Source organism: Photorhabdus sp. HUG-39, from assembly GCF_963878365.1.
Lineage (GTDB): Bacteria > Pseudomonadota > Gammaproteobacteria > Enterobacterales > Enterobacteriaceae > Photorhabdus > Photorhabdus kayaii.
On sequence record NZ_CAWNWY010000035.1, the window covers coordinates 1 to 20,158 of the forward strand.

The following is a 20,158-nucleotide window of genomic DNA, read 5'->3' on the forward strand; positions in this document are numbered from 1 at the left end:
TATTGGCATATTAACGTCTCCTGTTTAGCTTATTTTTTGCCATAATAGGTACACCATTGTGAGTACATTCATCAATAACGGTAATAACCTTACTGCCATGATCTGTCATATCACCTAACAGAATAACCGCTTTTGACATGAAAGTTCTCCATCGTTTTTCGATTGGTAAATAACATCACTCCCATTAAACTTCGGTAATTAATGGCAGTAATCCCAGATTCACCAACTGTATTTCAACATCATTGGATTTATCAATATCCTCTTGATTTCTTCCATCAAAGATGCCTTTTTTGGTAATAATCAGGGTGCCGATCTGTTCATTATTTTGATACACAGGGAGCATATCTTCCGCCATAGGCAGGTAAGACTTATCAATAATGCGGGGTTGGTAAAGCATCCAACCAACACTTAAGCGATCAGGGAAAACTTGTTTATTCCGTAATGTATATTCGTTGGTTTCGACCTGAATATAAGGGAAGTCACGGCTGGTCACTAGATATTTGACAAGCTCAATTAACTGGGAAATACCAAGCTGACTACTGTCAATTTTCAAATTGAGTTCTAACCTAACCCAGTTAGGACCTTTTGTTGACAATTTATTATAACTAACACTACTAGATAACTCATCCTTTTCACCATCCCATATACCTTCAATAAGTGAAGGAAAGTCTTTTTTATAAGATTTTTCAAAATAACTTACTGCTTCGTCTGTAGGCCCTTGTTCATCAAACACAATATGTTTTAATGCCTCTTTTCGGGAATATCCTTTTAAAAACCATGTTTTTTTCTTCCCGAAAAATATATCGATTTGCTGTGTGATATGAAACAAATCCATCAATGCCGTATTAGCAGTAATAGTTTTTTGCTGTTCATAACGTACATTTATTTCTATACGAACTATTGTCATGTTGACCTCAGATTAAAATAAACTGTCGTAGGGGGTATAATGAACTCTGATATTTTTATACTCGCTAAACTGTACCTTAAAATAAGCATAACTGATTGGTTGTAAAAAATGCCATTCTACATAAGGTGTGCCTTCTAGAACATCACAGACTTTTTGATGCCTTTCAGCCTGTTTTTTGCCTGATTCATCACCTTTCCACCAACTTTTGGGTTTCCCCTCACTATTAAAAAACTGGTCATACCGCGCTTTGGCCTCTAGAAATAAACAATACGCTGGCCGCCAGCCATCAAACGTCACTTTCAGGCACTGAAATTCCTGAATCATTTGTGTGGTCGGGTCATATTTAGTTTTCGCAATAAATCGCTGATAGTTAATCGTGATGGCGCTCCAGCGACTCACCTTGCGATATTTTTCACTCGTCACCGGAATAGCAAGACAAGCCTGACACTCTTTTTTAGTTTCCGTTTTTTCACACTCTTCCGTCTTAGACTGAGCCTTAACTTGAACCGCACTGGTATCAACGGATTCTTCCCCTAAATCATCGTCCTCCCAAAAATCCGCATAGACCTCAGCATTCCAGACAATATTTCGATCTTCATCCGTGATGTCAGGGCTGATTACAAAGTCAGTTTTCTTATGTTGAATACTGTCATCATCTATAACGGATTTATCTTTACCCGCTTCAATGATACCGACTGCAATTAATACCCCGGCACAGGCGCTTGCGACATATTCAGCCGCACCCACTGCGACCGGAGCTAATAAGGGTATTGGCATATTAACGTCTCCTGGTTATCTTATTTTTTGCCATAATAAGCACACCATTGTAAGTCTATTCATCAATAACGGTAATAACCTTACCGCCATGATCTGTCGGATCACCTAACAGAATAACTGCTTTTAACATGAAAGTTCTCCATCGTTTTTCAATTGAGAAATAATATCCCTATTAAACTTCGGTAATTAATGGCAATAATCCCAGATTCACCAACTGAATTTCAACATCATTGGATTTATCAATATCATCCTGATTCCTTCCATCAAAAATGCCTTTTTTGGTAATAATCAGCGTGCCGACCTGTTCATTTTTTTGATACACAGGGAGCACATCCTCCGCCATTGGCAGATAGGCTTTATCAATAATACGGGGCTGGTAAAGCATCCAACCGACACTTAATCTGTCAGGAAAAACATGATTGTTCTGCAATGTATATTCGTTTGTCTCCATCTGAATATAAGGTGAATCACAGATCACAGCCAAATATTTAATCAAGTCAATTAACCGATAAAAATCAAGATGATGACTCTCAATTCTCAGATTCAGCGCTAACCAGACCCAATTGGGGCGATCCGTTTTTATTTTCGAATAGTCAATGCTGCTAATTAATTCATCCTTTTCACCATCCCATATTCCTTCCACAAGTAGGGGAAAATCTTTTTTATAAGATTTTTCAAAATAAGCCATTGCTGTTTTTGTTGGTCCATGCTCATCAAAAACTATATGTTTCAGCGCCTCCCTCCTGGAATAACCAGTTAAAAACCAGATTTTCTTCCGATTAAAAACAGTATTGAGCTGCTGAGTAACATTAAATAAATCCATTAACACCGTATTAGCGGTAATGGTTTCACGTTTTTCATAACGAACATTGATATCTATACGAACTATAGTCATCTTTAACCTCTTATTTGAACCGTACTGCTCAATTCAGGACATGGAGTATAGTGAGCACTAATATTACCCATAGCTTCAAGCAGCGGTTTAAAATAGTTATAGCTAATCGGCTGCAAAAAATGCCATTCTACGTGTGGAATGCGGTTTAACAGATTACATACCCCTTGTTGTCTGCCCGCTTGTTTACTTGCAGAACGATACCCCTTCCACCACCCTTTAGGTCTACCCTCACTATTAAAAAACTGGTCATACCGCGCTTTGGCCTCTAGAAATAAGCAATACGCTGGCCGCCAGCCATCAAAGGTCACTTTCAGGCACTGAAATTCCTGAATCATTTGTGTGGTCGGGTCATATTTAGTTTTAGCAATAAATCGCTGATAGTTAATCGTGATAGCGCTCCAGCGGCTAACCTTACGATACTTTTCACCTGTCACCGGAATAGCCAGGCAAGCCTGACACTCTTTTTTAGTTTCCGTTTTTTCACATTCTTCTGCCTTAGACTGAGCCTTAACTTGAACCGCACTGGTATCAATTGATTCTTCCCCTAAATCATCGTCCTCCCAAAAATCCGCATGAGCTTCGGCACTCCAGACAATATTTCGATCTTCATCTGTAATGTCAGGGCTGATTACAAAATCCGTTTTCTTATGTTGAATACTGCCATCGTCTATAACGGATTTATCTTTATCGGCTTCCATGATACCGACTGCAATTAATACTCCGGCACAGGCGCTGGCGACATATTCAGCCGCACCCACTGTGACCGGAACTAATAAGGGTATTGGCATATTAACGTCTCCTGTTTATCTTATTTTTTGCAATAATAGGAACACCATTGTGAGTATATTCATCAATAGCGGTAATCACCTTACCGCCATGATCTGTTGTATCACCCAGCAGAATAACCGCCTTTGACATTAAAGTTCTCCATCGTTTTTCGATTGGTAAATAGCATCATTCCTCATCAAATTTCGGTAATTAATGGCAGTAATCCCAGATTCACCAACTGAATTTCAACATCATTGGATTTATCAATATCATCCTGATTCCTTCCATCAAAGATGCCTCTTTTGGTAATAATCAGGGTGCCTATCTGTTCATTATTTTGATACACAGGAAGCACATCCTCCGCCATAGGCAGATAAGATTTGTCAATAATGCAGGGCTGGTAAAGCATCCAGCCAACACTGAGGCGATCAGGGAAAACTTGTTTGCCTTTTACGGTATAACCATTATTTTCGACTTGAATATAAGGAAAATCACGACTAGCCGCTAAATATTTGACAAAATCAATTAATCGAGAAACATCAAACTGATGACTGTCAATCCTTAGGTTCATTTCCAGCCAGACCCAATTAGGGCGATCAATTAACATTTTTCTATAACTCATGCCACTGGATAATTCATCCTTTTCACCATCCCATATTCCATTAATAAGAGCAGGAAAATTTTTCTTATAATCTTTTTCGAAACTTTTTATGGCAACCTCCGTTGCTCCCTGTTCATCAAACACAAGATGTTTTAGGGCCTCCTTTCGGGAGTAGCCAGTTAAGTACCAAGCTTTTCCTTGGTTAAAAAAGACATCAATTTGCCGTGTAATATGAAACAAATCCATCAAAGCTGTATGGGCGGTAATGGTTTCTCTCTGCTCATAATATACATTAATTTTTATACGAACTATTGCCATGTTTACCTCGTGTTAAACTAAACTGTCGCAAGGGGTATAGTGAACACTGATATTTTTATATTTACTAAACAGTACTTTAAAATATCCATAACTGATGGGCTGTAAAAAATGCCATTCCACATGAGGAGTACTATCCAGTACATCACAGACGGCCTGATGTCTGACAGCCTGATTTTGTGCTGATTTAACACCTTTCCACCAACCCTTAGGCTCATCCTCACTAATAAAAAACTGGTCATACCGCGCTTTGGCTTCCAGAAATAAGCAATACGCTGGTCGCCAGCCATCAAACGTCACTTTCAGGCATTGAAATTCCTGAATCATTTGTGTGAGCGGGTTATATTTAGTTTTCGCAATAAATCGCTGATAGTTAATCGTGATAGCGCTCCAACGGCTAACCTTACGATATTTTTCACTTGTCATCGGAATAGCAAGGCAAGCCTTGCACGCTTTTTTAGTTTCCGTTTTTTCACACTCTTCCGTTTCAGACCGGGCTTTAGTTTGAACTGCACTGGCATCAACAGATTCATCTCCTAAATCATCGTCCTCCCAAAAATCCGCATGGGCTTCGGCGCTCCAGACGATATTTCGATCTTCATCTGTGATTTCAGGGCTTACCACAAAATCCGTTTTCTTATGGTGAAGGTCGTCATCCTCTATAATGGATTTATCTTTACTGGCTTCCATCAACCCAACCGCAATTAATACTCCGGCACAAGCGCTGGCGACATATTCAGCCGCACCCACTGCGACCGGAGCTAATAAGGGTATTGGCATATTAACGTCTCCTGTTTATCTTATTTTTTGCAATATAAAGAATATCTTTAAACTGCTGTTCGGATTTTTGATCAGAGGATTCCAGGGCTGTCTTGATTGGCAAAGCGTGCTGAAAATCAGGATTAAACGCGACCAGAGATAAATAGGATTGAATCAAGTATTTATCCTGAAAGTTTAATGTCAGCAAATAATCATAGGCAGCCATTAGCCGTTCGTTCAGCGAAGATGGGGAAGGAATTAAATCCGCATGTTTGGCAAGAAGTTCGGCCTGTATATGATCAATCACCGTCTGTTTTTCCAGTTTGGTAATAATATCAAACTGCTCCTGAGTCAATTCAATCATAGTGGAACTCCTGACACCGAATAATAAGTGGCATTGTATTGATAAACCCATTTATTAATACAATGTGTGAATGCAGACAATTGCTCATGGCTAAAAATGTCACTGATGCGATGCAAAATACGAGGATCATAAAAACGTAGAAGCGCCATCTGTTTTGTCGGCAGTTGAATATTTAAATATGACACAAGATGGCGGGTCAGCTTATCTAATGACAGAGAGGTTAATAACCATGATACTGCCGGATACGTTTCTTCAAGTATTGACAATTTCTCTTGCCATTGATGCGCATATTCCATATCAAACAGCCACGGGCCTGCAAACGCAATTTTTGAATCTGGATAGTGCCGAAATAGTGGGTTGTTGACACTCGCGATATAATTAATTTCCTCACCAAAACAGCGCTCATACTGTAAACCATTCACCAACGCATAAAGCCGAATGCCGGGATGTTCTTTCTGATAATTAACCAGTTTTTCGTTTAATTCAGGTGTCATAATTACCCCCGGATAACGGTTATTGCTTCTTCAAGCTCAGCTTTCATCAAACAACTGAGACAAATTTCTTTAAGTGGTGCTTTAGCAACAGGAGTTGGTATTTCAGCACTGACCTGTTTCAGTTTATCCAGCTTATCTGGCAGTTTTCCTCCCCAACCCGAGCCTGTGCCCGGTGTTCCACTGGCAAAACTGATCCCGGCACTACTGCTGATACCACTGGCATCAATTTTAATAAAATGCCCCGCAGCCTGTAAGGTGAGCTCACTGCCGGCATCAATGACTACCTTCGCCCCGGAACTGAGATGAATTTCATTTCCACTTTGTACCAACAACGCATCGTCAGCTTTGATATGAAGTTTTTGCCCGGTTGAAACGGAAATGTCATGCTGCGCCAGAACACGATATTCATTATCAACACGTAAGTGGGCGTCGTGTTTAATATGATGAGTCTGATTATGCGCAATATTGACCATTTCATCGTTTAAAATCTCCGTTTTCATGTTCTTCTGAGCATGAATATAGATTTCCTCACCGCCTTTATCATCATCAAAACGAAGTTCATTAAACCCTTCCCCTTTATGGGTTTTTGATCGGATTACCATCTGCGTTTTTGCCATCGGTAAACGGTTCGGTGGGAGATTAATGGCATTATAGGTACGACCAATAATAATCGGCTGGTCAGGATCGCCATGCATGAAATCAACCAGTACTTCCTGACCAACACGCGGGATGGTCATCATTCCCCAACAGTGTCCAGCCCAAGCTTGGCTAACTCTTATCCAGCAAGAACTTTGATCATTAAGCTTGCCATACCGATCCCAGGCAAATTGCACCCGTACCCGTCCATATTCATCACAAAATATTTCTTCTCCCTCTGGCCCCACCACGGTGGCAATTTGCAGGCCATCAATACGTGGCTTCGGGTAAGGCAAGGGACGCCATACCCGATTGGGACTACCAAAGGTAAAACCATTCGTCAAAGTCGTCCCTCTGCTACCAAAATGGGACTCATCTGCTTGAGGTTGATGACCGCGGTGAGTAATTTGGATTATTTGCCACGGCGCATTAAATTTTTCTTTCGGATGATCGGTAAGCGTAAACCACATGCCCGGTAAAAGAGCAAAACTGTCACTTTGCCCACTGCCGAGCAAAGCATCATTACGCAATGCCTCCAACCGGTACTGACTTATTCGCTGCCCATTTTCATCTTTATAACGTCCGGGAAAGTCATAGTAATAGTAGCTATTTAAATCCGAACGCTGATTGCCGATGTACCTGTGATTTTCATGGAATTGAAAATCGGAAAGCCACCGGGGATGTTTAAATGTGTAATCTCTCACCGAAATTTCAGCAATGCCCACTCGTTCTCCCCAACGAAACTGGCTGATGCAACACTGGTTGCCTGTGGCATCAGGTTCTGGGTTGTAGGGCAGTGAAAGAGAGCCATTCTGGGCATAAGAGTCGACAAAAATCATTGTCGGCTCGCCCTTATCCTGATTGAAGTTATAGTAATAAAAGATCCCTTCATCAGCTAACAGACGCTGTAAAAAAGCCAGATCACTCTCATCGTACTGAACACAAAACTCCCGTGCTGGATGTTCATAACGCAATAGACAAGAGAATTGCCGAACGCCATTTTCTTTCAATAACCTATCAATAATATCGGAGACGGATTTATTCTGAAAAATACGGGAGTTAACCCGCAATCCAGCACGCCACAAGGAAGGGTGGAGAGTCAGGTAATAACAACTACGATAACGGCCCGTTGTTTCCTGCACAAAATGGGTCACAATCCCGGTGATATAACGCTCAGGCTGACCGTCACGATAAACGGTCAATGTGGCGTATTGATCCAGAACATCCGCAAAATCAATATCTGAATTGGCACAAGTCACTGTGGCTTGCAAACTGAATAACGTTGACAAGGCTTCATTCAGTGTAAATTCAACCACAGCAAAAGTTTTCGCAGGGAGATTACCGGCCGTGAGAGTAAAAACCAGCCCAGTTCGTTCCACATTTAAATCATTAGCCATAAGCAACTATTACCTATAATTGAGTTATCAGCCTGAAATATACCCTAAACGAAATGATCACAAAAGAAGCAATTATGATGTTTTTTAATCAATCAGGCAATAAAGTCGTAAGGAAATATGATGAAATAGCGGAAGACAGAAGACAGAAGACAGAAGGAATATATTTCTATTTCCATAGTCCAGTCCCCTTTATGCAATATGTCGCTAAACAGTTATTGGATGTGGTTGGATATGGGAATTGATAAACAATTTATTCACTATGAATGTCTTGGTTCATATAAAGTGATTTAAATTTTTAACTTAATACTAAACGATGAAACACTCTTACGTTTTTCGAGCCAAAACGGCGATCCTGTTTCAGGCGAAAAGCGCCAATACATGATTTGAGACAAATGAACGCCAACGCTATGAAAATCAGTCATATGTACCGCCTCATTATTAAGCCAAATTGACAGGTACGAATGTTCAGTTTAAAAAAGATAATAAATTTAAATTGAGAATAGTCATTAAGGTTAAATAATTTATTTATACCCGTCATCTTTCAAATTGCCTCTTTGTTGGCTGCACTCTCTCACCCCGGTCACATAGTTATCTATGCTCCCGGGGATTCACTCCCTTGCCGTCGCGATCCATCTTGAAATCCATTGGGTATATAACTGTATTTTCAAATGATTATTTAATTAACCACATTCCTGATTATGGCTGATTAAAATATTTATCTAATTTTTATATTATTAGGGTGGCCTTTTTATCTACCTGTCACCACCCCAAAAAATTTAAATTAAGTTAAATCGCCTCTTCGTCCTGCTCACCAGTACGGATACGCACAACACGCGCCACGTCGAATACAAATATTTTACCATCACCGATTTTCCCGGTCTGTGCCGTCTGCATAATGGTTTCAACACAGGTATCGACAATATCATCTGGCACGACAATTTCTATTTTCACTTTTGGCAGAAAATCCACCATATATTCCGCACCGCGATATAGCTCTGTATGACCTTTTTGGCGCCCAAAACCTTTCACCTCTGTTACCGTCATTCCGGTGATACCCACTTCCGCCAGAGCTTCACGCACATCATCTAGTTTGAAAGGTTTGATAATCGCATCAATCTTTTTCATGAAGTTTTCCTGTTGTTACCAGTTTTTACGGCCGAAACCAGAGGTAATCGGGTAGCGTCTGTCTTTACCAAAATTACGTGGCGTAATACGCGGCCCCACCGGAGCCTGACGACGTTTATATTCGTTGATATCAACCAAACGAACAACTTTACGTACAATTTGTTCATCAAATCCTGCCGCCACCAGCTCATCAACCGACTTATCCTGTTCCACATAACCTTCCAGAATATCATCCAGAATGTCATAAGGCGGTAAACTGTCCTGATCAAGCTGTCCAGGCGCCAATTCTGCCGATGGCGGACGATCAATGACTCTTTGAGGTATCGCCGGCGAAACGGTATTACGATATTTTGCTAATTCAAATACCAATGTTTTCGGTACATCTTTCAGCGCATTAAAACCACCCGCCATATCACCATATAATGTTGAATATCCCACCGCTGATTCACTCTTATTACTGGTCGTCAGCACAAGACGATGGCGTTTATTAGACATCGCCATCAGAATAACGGCACGGCAACGCGCCTGTAAATTCTCTTCGGTGGTATCTTTGGCCGTTCCGGCAAACAGAGGTTCAAATTGTGCCATAAATGCATCAAATACCGGTTCGATCGACACCACATTAAACTCAACACCCAACATATCAGCCTGTTCTTTAGCATCTTCTATACTCATTTCAGATGTATAGCGGAATGGCATCATAACGGCCTGAACATGATCTTTACCCAATGCATCAACCGCAATTGCCAACGTTAAGCCAGAGTCAATCCCCCCAGATAAGCCTAACAACACGCCTTGAAAGCCATTTTTGCGAACGTAATCATGTACTGAAAGGACTAATGCTTGATATACCTGCTGCAATGGCGGTAATTCGGGTGCCGGATTAACCATAGGTTCAATCCCTAATTCATTAAAGCGGCATTGTTGGATTTGTTCATTAAATGCGGCTAACCGATGAGTCATTTCACCACTTGCATTAAAAACTTTAGAGCAGCCATCGAAAATCAGCTCATCCTGACCACCAACCTGATTAAGATAAATCATGGGTAAATCTGTACGTTGGCAATGTTCTTTAATCAGCTCATAACGGATATAAGGTTTTTCACGATTATATGGAGAAGCGTTGATAGAAAGAACTAAGTCTGCACCAGCCTGTTTCAAGGCATCAATCGGCTCATCAAACCATAAATCTTCACAAATCAATAAGCCGAGATTGTAGCCCTTAAATGGCACAACACAGCTTTGATCGCCCGCTTTAAAATAGCGTTTCTCATCGAAAACACCATAATTTGGTAACCGTTGCTTGAAATAACGGGCCAAGATCTCCCCTTGCCAGAATAAGGAAAGTGCGTTGTAAATCTCCCCGTCCTGCTCCCAAGGATGACCAACTAAAATAGCAGTTTGGCAACTGGACGCCTGTAAACGTGCTAATTGCTCACGGCAACGCTGATGAAAATCAGCCCGGAATAAGAGATCTTCTGGAGAATAACCGGATATCGCCAGTTCAGAAAACATCACTAAATCAGCACCTTGGTGCTGTTGTTCCTGTACTGTCTGCAACATACGTTCACAGTTGCCTTCAATGTCACCAATCATCCAATTAAGCTGTGCAAGGGCAATATTAAGAGTACGGCTCATACAATTTGGCTCTCCCAAGCCACCAATTTTTATGCCAGTGTAAAAACTTCCTGAGCAGCAGAAAAGTTATTCTTTAAAATCATTCGCATCCAATTCATGGCGCGCCAGTAATTTGTAGAATTCAGTCCGGTTACGCCCCGCCATACGCGCCGCATGAGTCACATTACCTTTGGTCATTTGCAATAATTTACGCAGATAATTCAGTTCAAACTGATTTCTGGCTTCTACAAAAGTAGGTAACGCTGTATTTTCCCCTTCCAGGGCCTGCATAACCAAGGCTTCACTAATAACCGGCGCAGTAGTCAGCGCAACACACTGTTCGATCACATTAACAAGCTGACGCACATTGCCAGGCCAACTTGCCGCCATCAGGCATTTCATCGCATCAACTGAAAAACTACGGACAAAAGGTTTATGACGCTTCGCTGATTCACGCAACAGATGATTCGCCAATAAAGGAATATCTTCAACCCGGCCATTCAAAGCTGGAATTTTCAAGTTCACCACATTTAGGCGGTAATAGAGATCTTCGCGAAACTCATTTTTTGCCATAGCTTTCGGTAAATCACGGTGAGTCGCTGAGATAATCCGTACATCAATATCCAGATCACGGTTACTTCCGAGCGGGCGTATTTTACGTTCCTGCAATACGCGCAATAATTTAACCTGCAAAGCCAATGGCATATCACCGATTTCATCAAGAAACAGCGTTCCCTCCTGTGCAGCAAGGAATAGCCCTTCACGGCTGCTGACCGCACCGGTAAATGCGCCTTTAGCATGACCAAACAGTTCTGACTCAAGGAGTTGTTCCGGCAAAGCACCACAGTTAATCGCGATAAATGGCTTTTTCGCCCGGGGACTGGCGCGGTGAATTGCCTGGGCTAGCACTTCCTTCCCCGTACCACTCTGACCGTTTATCAGTACACTGACATCAGATTGAGCAACCATTCGCGCCTGCTCCAACAAGCGCAACATAGCAGGACTGCGGGTAACTATCTGCTCCCGCCACTGTTCATCACTGGCAGGCGTGGATAACGCCAATGCGCCATCAATCGCTTTATAAAGCGCATCCCGATCAACGGGTTTAGTCAGAAAACTAAAGACACCCTGTTGAGTGGCCGCTACTGCCTCTGGAATTGAGCCATGAGCCGTCAGAATGATAACCGGCATACCCGGTTGTTGCTTCTGGATTTCAGCGAACAGTGCCATACCATCCATTTCATCCATACGCAGGTCACTGATCACCAAATCGATTTTTTCTTTAGTTAACAATCTTAACGCTTCACCGCCACTTTCTGCGGTTGTGACACGAAAGCCTTCACTGGTAAGACGCATTCCCAACAATTTCAACAAACCAGGATCATCATCAACAAGAAGAAGATGGGCTGGTTTACGCGCTGTCATGGTGCTGCTCCTTTATCTGATTCAGAAGTATTGTTTGGCGTACTATTTTTGTCAGGTAATGCCGTCGTCTCTGGCATTTCAACATGTTTATCCAAATTGCCTGAGCCAGTACTCCCCTGATTTTGTTTACGGGAAGAGAGCTGACGTTCAATATCTGTCAGATTTTCCAGTTTACGAGAAGTTTGCTGTAGCTCAAATTCCAACCGTGCACGACTTTCACGCAGACGATCAAGTTTATTATCCGTATCTGCCTGTAATTTTTGGAATTTTGCCCGTTCCTCAGCCACTGCAATTTGCTGAACCTGCTGCTCACGCCATAACTGTAATAACGGTCGCAACGGATTTGGGAATTTCAACCTGTATTTGTTGAAGTTTTCAATCATCTTCCGACGCTCAGACAATGTAGGCCCGGCACTGTTAAGTAAGATACTTTGTTTAAAAGCCATATCCCAAGTAACCGGAAGCGTGTATTTCGCCATATTACGTGCTTTCGCTGATGTCAGGCGATCTGAACAATCCATCAGTCGCAGCCAGTAAAGCGCATTCTCAATCGATGGCGTCGTCTCTAAATCCCACATTAACTCACACTCGGCAATACGGTAATCCGTTACCCGTTGCTCTGGTATTACCATTTGAGTCACTGTCGCTAAATTATTATTAACCGGATTTTTAACGCAACCCGCCAATAAAAAAACAACGAAGATCAGCAGAATCATGCTAAAACCCCAAACTGAAACTCGTGGTAATAACAATCTGGCAACCAATACGTTTTTCCCAAGTTGTACTGCAATATTCTGCCGATCCGTCTTTCGTACAAAACGGTAAGTAGACCTGTTATGCATTATTTATTCATTCTCAGCAGCTAATGGCAATTTAATACGAAAACATACATCAGCAAATTCACTCTGAATCAATATCAGTTCGCCCTCCATACGCTTAATACAATCCTGCGCAATACTTAGCCCAAGACCACTGCCTTTCACTGCACCTTTACGCTGGAGCGTTCCCTGATAGAACGGTTCAAAAATCATACTGCGTTCTGATTCAGGGATTGGCGTACCTGTATTAGCAACATTAATTTGAACATATTTGCCAATCTGACGACTTGAAACCCAGATGTTACCGGATTCGGCACCATAGTGCACCGCATTAGAGTAGAGATTATCAATAACCCGCATTAATAGTGTAGGCTCTGCCCATAAAATATCAGCATCAAGCTGGATTTCCGTCTGAATATTTTTCGATCTTGCGGGTAAACTGTGTGATAAAACTACCTCATTAACAATTTCCCGCAGAGAAACCTGTTGTTGCTCCGTCGGGCCATCTGCCAATTTACGGTTATAATCCAGTAATTGCTCGATCAATTGCTGTAAATGTTTACTACTATTATCAAGAATAGCAACCACTTCTTGCTGATCAGCCGTTAATGGCCCTGCCACTTCATCAGCCAGTAATTCTGTCCCTTCCCGCATACTTGCCAGCGGTGTTTTCAGTTCATGAGAAATATGACGTAAAAACTCATGGCGCTGTGATTCCAACCAAGCCAAGCGTTCACTGAGCCAGATGATCCGTTGCGCCAAAGAACGGAGTTCTCGCGGCCCCTGAAAAGAATCTATGCGAACGCCCAATGATTGCCCTTCTCCCAATCGGTTAATCATGCGTTCAATCCCTTTAACCGGCCCGATAATCATGCGAGTAAATAACGCGACCAATAACGCACTCAGTAGAAATAAAATAAGACTCTGCCAGCCAAAAAATTGCCCTTTTTCAGCAATATCTTTCTGTAACTGTTCTCCCCGGCTGAAAATAACATCACGGGTAGCCTGTACCATCTGGCTATTAGCATTGGAGAATTGTTCCAGTAATTGAGCGGCAGGTTGGGTAGGTTCACTATTGAGACAAGCGATTTTTGTTAACTGCGACAGCAAATCGTTAAGTGTCTTAATATACTGTTGATCATCAAGTATAACCATCTGATCTTTCAGCATCTTAAGGTATTGCTGATATTGCCTTTGGTAGAGGTTTTCCAGCGTCTTATCCCCTAACACGCAATACTGGCGGTAACTGCGTTCCATCTCCAACGCAATACCTGTCATAGCCTCACTGCGGCGGGCATCCGCTAGCGTGGTACGGTTTATATCAGCCGCTTGCTCACTGAGTTGATCAAGACTCTGATAAGCCTGATAAGCCAAGACCAACAACGGCAATAACACCAGCCAGAAGGCCATGACAACTAATTGGCGCAATGAGCGCGGAAATAAACGCCATTTTTTCAAGGAAATCATCTCGTAACCTGTCAGTACACCAATGCTAACCGACAAAGGGCTGATAGAAAAACCCATCGGCTGATAAATTTTGCTGTGACTGAAAATCAGTGTAAGACGCAAACAGTACAAAAGGGCAGGTAAACACCTGAACGATGACGACGGGATAATAGTTTTTGCTACTATCCCGCCAGTGAGGGGGACTTATGCCTGTTGTTTATCTACAGTCAGACATAGGTGGTGCCTCACTCCACGTGTCGCCCGATGTTTGATAAGGCTCGAAAGCGATATCACTGAGTTGGACGGTAGGCACCTTATTCTGGCATCATTCGATCGATAGTTTATGTGGCATTTCTCCACCTAATGTGGGCCGACATAAGAAGCTGAATGAGCAACTGTGTCAGCTTAATGCATATTCTATGCCAATATTAAAATTTTAATTATAACTAGCTGTTTTTACTTTAGAAAAAATCAAACGTAACGTTTCTGCAACCAAACAGTTTCTTTTCCGGTATGAGTAAAATTTATTTTTTGTCGCCAATTAAAGACATCTAAAATCATGAAAATAAAAATAGATTAAAATCAAATAATTAAATGTCTCCTTTTTGAGACACCCATAACACATGTTTGTCGGGTAATTGAGACAATAGAGCAATTGGGCATCTAATTCATTAATAGTCCATATTTACCCCATATATGGCCTTTATCAGCAAATGATGTATTATTACAGAAGCAACAGAGTTTCTACTCGGAGGACACTTATGTATCAAACCCCAAATTCGCGGATTACGACAGTCTCCGCGTTTAAAAAAGAATTGGCTTCTATGGATGTATCGCAGCCAGTCACAGTAACCCAAAACGGGAAGCCGTTATATGTGGTTCAAGATCCGGTTCAGTTTGAAATGCAACAAGAACAAATGGCATTGTTGCGCCTGCTGTCTTTTGCTGAAAAAGACATAAAATCTGGACGAATTGTGTCATCTAGTGAACTACGAAATAATTTACGGAACTTAGCAAACGGTGATCATAAATAAAATTGCATATACCCAGACATTTGAAAACCAGCTTCATGAACGCTTTAGCTATTTAACCAGACATATCGGTGCAGAAGCATCTTGGGAGATTCTGGAAACCTTTTTATACAATTTTGAAACTCGTGTTCTTAAATATCCTAAAAGTGCTCCGCTATGTGAGGAAACGGCTGATATTGGGTTAACCAGCCACCATGACTATGTGGATACCAAATTGCAACTGCGAGCAATCTACAAAATAGATGAAGCTAACCATACCGTAATTGCTACACTGTTCCTAAATACACGACAGAGTTTACGCCAAGCACTGATCCAATATTGCCTGCGTAGAGACTGAACTTCTGACATTCCATTAGCCAAAAGGGAGAGCAATTTTTGCTCCCCCTTGTTGTATCAATTGAAAGTATCCTTCAACTGTTTAATTTAACAATTCTTGTTTATTAGATTGCAGCACTACCCTAACTGCTTACGAGCATTACGGAAAATTCGCATCCACGGGCCATCTTCGCTCTACTACTTTGGCTATTATAAATTTCTGACAGAGTGTTTTGGGTATTCTGTAAAAAATATATTCAAACTTAAATTAGTAAGAAAAAATACCGTTTTTTGACATTTTTTAGATAAAACAACCACAAAAATATATAATGTACATTCAACTTAGACTATATTTTTATGAATACTATTTAAAAATATCTTAAAAATTCCTTAAAAACACCCCAAATAAGTATTAAAAACACCCAATTTGTTCTTATTTTGCACAATACCACCCCGCACTGTTGTTTAATTCAACTATTGGAGTTGTAAATTTCATTTTATACTCTAGCATTATTAGAGAGTTCCCACCTATATAGAGTTAAAAGTAATATTCATTATGCGACAATATAGTTAAGAAAATTTTATTAATTATGAAAAGGTAAACAGAAATGAAAGTTATTGTTATTGGAGCAAGCGGTACAATAGGAAAAGCAATCTCGGAAGAATTAAAACAAAATCACGAAGTCATTCGTGCCGGAAGAAATGGCTTAGATGCTGTAGTTGATATCACTTCCGTTGATAGTATTAAGAGCATGTATGAGAGAATTGGAAAAGTTGATGCTGTAGTCAGTGCAACAGGTAGCGCACATTTTGGATCAGTTTCAGAATTAACTCCAGAGTTAAACGAAATAGGAATAAACAGTAAACTTAAAGGCCAAATTAACTTAGTACTGTTAGGAATGGACTATATTAACGATGGTGGAAGTTTTACTTTAACAACCGGAATTATAATGGATGACCCTATCCGACAAGGGGCATCAGCAGCTATGGCAAATGGTGGTGTCAAGGCATTTGTAAAATGTTCAGCAATTGAAATGCCAAGGGGAATTCGCATAAATAGCGTTAGCCCTAATGTCTTACAGGAATCATTGGATAAATACGGTGCATTTTTCCCAGGCTTTAATGCTGTCCCTGCTAGCCGTGTAGCACTTGCTTTTAGAAAAAGTGTCGATGGAGCTCAAACCGGACAAAACTACGAAGTTTATTAATTTGGAAAAAAGAATATTAATATATAGTCCTAAAAGATTGTATATTTATATTAGTTAGCTATCAAACAGCTAAATTAAGTTATCTCGTATTCAAACTGCCTGTACCAGTTATTCCCATCAGGATAGGCAGTAAATATTCTATATTTTACAAAGTATACACTACAATAAAGGTACGTTTATGGCTAAAATATATGAGTTAATCGTTATTGGTGGTGGATTGATTGGCCTTTCCACAGCATATAATGCAACATCCTTTTTTGGAGGACACACTGCATTAAACGGAAAAGATGTTCTCGTCCTAGAGCAATCTTCATTCTTTAATCAATTATCTAGTAGCGCAGAAGCTTCCCGTCAGTTCCGCTTTCAATACAATAATGACTTTATGACCCAATTGGTTATTGATTCTGTCCCAGAATGGGAACGACTCCAAAAACAAACAGTAACTAGACTTATTTCATATGTTGGTAGCCTTTGGTTTGGAGATCCAACAATCCCAACAACCGAAGGAGGAGTTAATTCTGCCATTAATACAATGAAAAGAATGGGTATTCCTTATCAATATTTAACCGCAAAAGAAATTGAAGCTTGGTATCAATTTAAAAATATACCTGATGATTATGTCGGATTTTTCCAATCCAACGGTGGTATTATTAATTTACCTGCAACTTTAAGAACTCTCTATAATATTTCTCACAATAATGGAGTACATTTTAAAGATTACAATTCAGTAACAAAAATTGAATCAGATGGCTGTAATGAAGTAATTGTAACGACAAATAAAGAAATATATCACAGCAAAAAAATCGTTATGGCCGTTGGTCCATATACCAATAAATTAATCTCGCCTTTGGGTACTACACTTAATTTAGAAATCTGGGATATGGTTTCTGCATATTTTCGTAAAAAAAATCCCGGAATAAACTATCCAACATGGTTTGCATTCCAGAAACCTAATGCTAAAAATAGTAACTTATATTATGGGTTCCCTGAGGCGCCTTGGAAAAACCCAAGCTACATTAGAGTAGCGCCAGATTATCCATTCAGAATTTATGACAGTCCAGAGCAACGAATACCGCCAACAAAAAGTGATTTTGAAGGTACAAACCAGTGGGTTAATAACCATATGAAATATCTTGACCCAGAACCCAAATTTACATCTACATGCATGTTAGCAATGCCAAAGGATGACAAACCTTTCTATTTAGATTCGTTACCAGGTCATTCAAATATTGTCATTTATACCTCTGGATGGGGTGCTAAATTCACGCCATTACTTGGCAAGATATGTGCCCAATTAGCTATTAATGGCCATACATTTTATGACGTAACTCCATTTAAAATCTAATATTAATATATAAAAAGGAAACCAACATGACTAATTCAAGAATTGAAATGGATCAAATTTCATATAAAGATGACAGCCAAGATGGACTATCTATTGATGTCGCTATAATAGGAGCCGGTGTATCTGGCTTATATGCTGGATATCGTTTATTGACAGGTGAATTCTCAGATAATATTCACTCTCCCTCTTCAGTTCATATCTTCGATTTGGATGATCGTATTGGTGGTCGTCTACTTTCTATTAAATTACCAGGGACAGATATCATTGGAGAATTAGGTGGCATGCGCTACATGACTTCTCAAAAAATTACAACTACTCTGATCGAAGATATTTTTCTACTAAATTATAAATCATTCCCATTAGGCAATCCCAACAACCATTTCTATTATTTTCGTAAACAACGCTTTAAAGGTAATGCATGGGATATTGCACAAGACAATAACCAAGAATTCAAAACGCACTATTATCTCAATAAAGATGAAGAAGGTTATAGCCCCAATCAATTATTTAACAAGATAATTTATGATGTCCTAACAGATGATCCATGGTTTATTGAAAAATATGGAGACTCAGTGAAAATAATAAATAAATATACTTATGAGTTCAAGATAAGATCTCGCCAATGGGATGATATAAAAATTAATTTATCTTACTATAAAAAGAATAGCCCTTATAATGGAATGAAAGTCCGAGAAATTGGATTTTGGAACTTAATAAAAGATCGAATTGGGCAGGAAGGCTACTCTTTCTTAGCTGATTGTGGCGGATATTTCTCAAATACAATAAATTGGAATGCCGCAGAAGCAATGCCTTACATGGTTGGCGATTTTTCATCAGATAACGTTGAATACAGAACCATAGAAAATGGATATGATCAACTCGCCTATGCGTTAGCGAAGAACTATAATGAAACTAAAGGCTCTCAGTTATGGATGAAAAATCAACTTGTAACTTTTAAGAAAGATTCAAATGGAAAGAGGAATTATGCTCTTAATTTTTGGAATAAAAAGGGAAAATATTACTGGACAGTCTATACTGACAAGATAATTTTAGCTATGCCAAGATGGTCTTTAAAACTTTTAGATCAGGAGAATTTTTTCTTCGATAAAACAAAAGAAAATAAACTACAAAGCAATATAGACTCAGTATTTAGTGAACCTTCTTTTAAACTATTAATGGGATTTGAATATCCGTGGTGGATAAAAGATTTCGGAGCAACGGCAGGAGAATCAATTACAGATCTACCTATACGTCAGTGCTATTATTTCGGCACTGATCCTAAAAACTCACACTCATTGTTCTTAGGCAGTTATAACGATATGCGTACAGTTACCTTCTGGACCCCCCTCCTACAGCAGAAATATCATCAAAGTTTTAAATTTGATGATATAAATCCTGATAACAAATATCTGCAAAAGTTTAAACCACATTCTACTAAATTGGTATCGAAAGAAAAAATTGAGCAAATATCCGTGCCAGGTAATGAAGCTTCTAAAAACTTAGTTGATGAAGCTATAAGCCAAGTAGAAGAACTACATGGTATAAAGATTCCACCCCCGTATATTGCACGAATTAAAGATTGGTCTCAAGATCCTTATGGCGGTGGCTATCATGCCTGGCATGCAGGAATCCATGTTAATGAAGTAATGCCCTATATGCGCCGCCCTATATGCGATGAATCAATTCATATTATTGGAGAAGCTTATTCAAGTCAGCAAGGATGGACAGAAGGAGCGTTTTGTGTGACGGAAAATCTTTTACAGGAGTGGTTTAATTTAAAAAGACCACATTGGTTGGCTGATGATTATTACCTAGGATGGTAATACAATGTTTAAAATAGACTGAGTTTTATTTCTTACAGTCCTATTTTTGCATATATACTCAAGATACTTCAAAGTGCATGTTTGAAAAACGA

The 20,158-nt window shown here is 40.0% G+C and carries 21 protein-coding genes; 5 read left to right on the forward strand and 16 right to left on the reverse strand.

What is annotated here, in order from left to right; genetic code table 11:
* Positions 1–10: 10 nt before the first annotated feature.
* The 16 genes from AAC155_RS19110 to AAC155_RS19185 form a co-directional block, all read right to left on the reverse strand.
* Complete coding sequence (locus tag AAC155_RS19110) at positions 11–139, reverse strand: hypothetical protein (protein WP_262405177.1); 129 nt, start codon at positions 137–139, stop codon at positions 11–13.
* Between the two features lie 45 nt (positions 140–184).
* On the reverse strand, positions 185–907 hold the full coding sequence (locus tag AAC155_RS19115; RefSeq protein ID WP_113043742.1) for an Imm52 family immunity protein: 723 nt from the start codon (positions 905–907) through the stop codon (positions 185–187).
* Positions 908–919: 12 nt separating this feature from the next.
* The gene (locus tag AAC155_RS19120; RefSeq protein ID WP_113043743.1) at positions 920–1,684 is read right to left on the reverse strand and encodes a restriction endonuclease fold toxin 5 domain-containing protein; all 765 of its coding nucleotides are present in this window, start codon (positions 1,682–1,684) and stop codon (positions 920–922) included.
* Positions 1,685–1,856: 172 nt separating this feature from the next.
* Positions 1,857–2,579, reverse strand: coding sequence for an Imm52 family immunity protein (locus AAC155_RS19125; protein ID WP_113043744.1), 723 nt, complete (start codon positions 2,577–2,579; stop codon positions 1,857–1,859).
* A gap of 2 nt (positions 2,580–2,581) precedes the next feature.
* Complete coding sequence (locus AAC155_RS19130; protein WP_113043745.1) at positions 2,582–3,367, reverse strand: restriction endonuclease fold toxin 5 domain-containing protein; 786 nt, start codon at positions 3,365–3,367, stop codon at positions 2,582–2,584.
* A 1-nt stretch (position 3,368) separates the two neighbouring features.
* A complete protein-coding gene (locus tag AAC155_RS19135; protein ID WP_262405178.1) occupies positions 3,369–3,497 on the reverse strand; it encodes a hypothetical protein in 129 nt (42 codons plus the stop codon).
* A 46-nt stretch (positions 3,498–3,543) separates the two neighbouring features.
* Positions 3,544–4,266: an Imm52 family immunity protein gene (locus AAC155_RS19140; protein ID WP_113043746.1), complete on the reverse strand. Its 723-nt coding sequence runs from the start codon at positions 4,264–4,266 to the stop codon at positions 3,544–3,546.
* A 12-nt stretch (positions 4,267–4,278) separates the two neighbouring features.
* Positions 4,279–5,043 carry a Tox-REase-5 domain-containing protein gene (locus tag AAC155_RS19145; protein ID WP_113043747.1) on the reverse strand — a complete coding sequence of 255 codons (765 nt, stop codon included), beginning with the start codon at positions 5,041–5,043 and terminating at the stop codon, positions 4,279–4,281.
* A 1-nt stretch (position 5,044) separates the two neighbouring features.
* Entirely contained in the window at positions 5,045–5,386 is a 342-nt protein-coding gene (locus AAC155_RS19150) for a hypothetical protein (protein ID WP_113043748.1), read from the reverse strand.
* A complete protein-coding gene (locus AAC155_RS19155) occupies positions 5,383–5,880 on the reverse strand; it encodes a DUF4123 domain-containing protein (RefSeq protein ID WP_113043749.1) in 498 nt (165 codons plus the stop codon). Before AAC155_RS19155 ends, AAC155_RS19150 begins: the two co-directional genes overlap by 4 nt.
* A 2-nt stretch (positions 5,881–5,882) precedes the next feature.
* Entirely contained in the window at positions 5,883–7,913 is a 2,031-nt protein-coding gene (locus AAC155_RS19160; protein ID WP_113043750.1) for a type VI secretion system Vgr family protein, read from the reverse strand.
* Between the two features lie 786 nt (positions 7,914–8,699).
* Entirely contained in the window at positions 8,700–9,038 is a 339-nt protein-coding gene (glnB, locus tag AAC155_RS19165) for a nitrogen regulatory protein P-II (RefSeq protein ID WP_011147501.1), read from the reverse strand.
* Between the two features lie 15 nt (positions 9,039–9,053).
* Positions 9,054–10,676 (reverse strand): NAD+ synthase, encoded by a 1,623-nt coding sequence (locus AAC155_RS19170; protein WP_113043751.1) that lies wholly within the window; start codon positions 10,674–10,676, stop codon positions 9,054–9,056.
* A 66-nt stretch (positions 10,677–10,742) separates the two neighbouring features.
* On the reverse strand, positions 10,743–12,080 hold the full coding sequence (gene glrR, locus AAC155_RS19175) for a two-component system response regulator GlrR (RefSeq protein WP_112876349.1): 1,338 nt from the start codon (positions 12,078–12,080) through the stop codon (positions 10,743–10,745).
* The gene (qseG, locus tag AAC155_RS19180) at positions 12,077–12,922 is read right to left on the reverse strand and encodes a two-component system QseEF-associated lipoprotein QseG (protein ID WP_229015604.1); all 846 of its coding nucleotides are present in this window, start codon (positions 12,920–12,922) and stop codon (positions 12,077–12,079) included. Before qseG ends, glrR begins: the two co-directional genes overlap by 4 nt.
* 3 nt (positions 12,923–12,925) lie before the next feature.
* Positions 12,926–14,365, reverse strand: coding sequence for a sensor histidine kinase (locus AAC155_RS19185; protein ID WP_191214930.1), 1,440 nt, complete (start codon positions 14,363–14,365; stop codon positions 12,926–12,928).
* A 740-nt stretch (positions 14,366–15,105) separates the two neighbouring features.
* Here AAC155_RS19185 and AAC155_RS19190 point away from each other — a divergent pair.
* From AAC155_RS19190 to AAC155_RS19210, 5 genes are all read left to right on the forward strand, one after another.
* A complete protein-coding gene (locus tag AAC155_RS19190; protein ID WP_113043752.1) occupies positions 15,106–15,378 on the forward strand; it encodes a type II toxin-antitoxin system Phd/YefM family antitoxin in 273 nt (90 codons plus the stop codon).
* Positions 15,365–15,712, forward strand: coding sequence for a type II toxin-antitoxin system RelE/ParE family toxin (locus AAC155_RS19195; RefSeq protein ID WP_113043753.1), 348 nt, complete (start codon positions 15,365–15,367; stop codon positions 15,710–15,712). The genes AAC155_RS19190 and AAC155_RS19195 overlap by 14 nt, the downstream gene beginning before the upstream one ends.
* A 586-nt stretch (positions 15,713–16,298) precedes the next feature.
* Complete coding sequence (locus AAC155_RS19200) at positions 16,299–16,898, forward strand: short chain dehydrogenase (RefSeq protein ID WP_113043754.1); 600 nt, start codon at positions 16,299–16,301, stop codon at positions 16,896–16,898.
* Between the two features lie 178 nt (positions 16,899–17,076).
* Positions 17,077–18,243 carry an FAD-dependent oxidoreductase gene (locus AAC155_RS19205; protein ID WP_113043755.1) on the forward strand — a complete coding sequence of 389 codons (1,167 nt, stop codon included), beginning with the start codon at positions 17,077–17,079 and terminating at the stop codon, positions 18,241–18,243.
* Between the two features lie 26 nt (positions 18,244–18,269).
* Entirely contained in the window at positions 18,270–20,066 is a 1,797-nt protein-coding gene (locus tag AAC155_RS19210) for a flavin monoamine oxidase family protein (protein WP_113043756.1), read from the forward strand.
* The last annotated feature ends 92 nt before the right edge of the window (positions 20,067–20,158 follow it).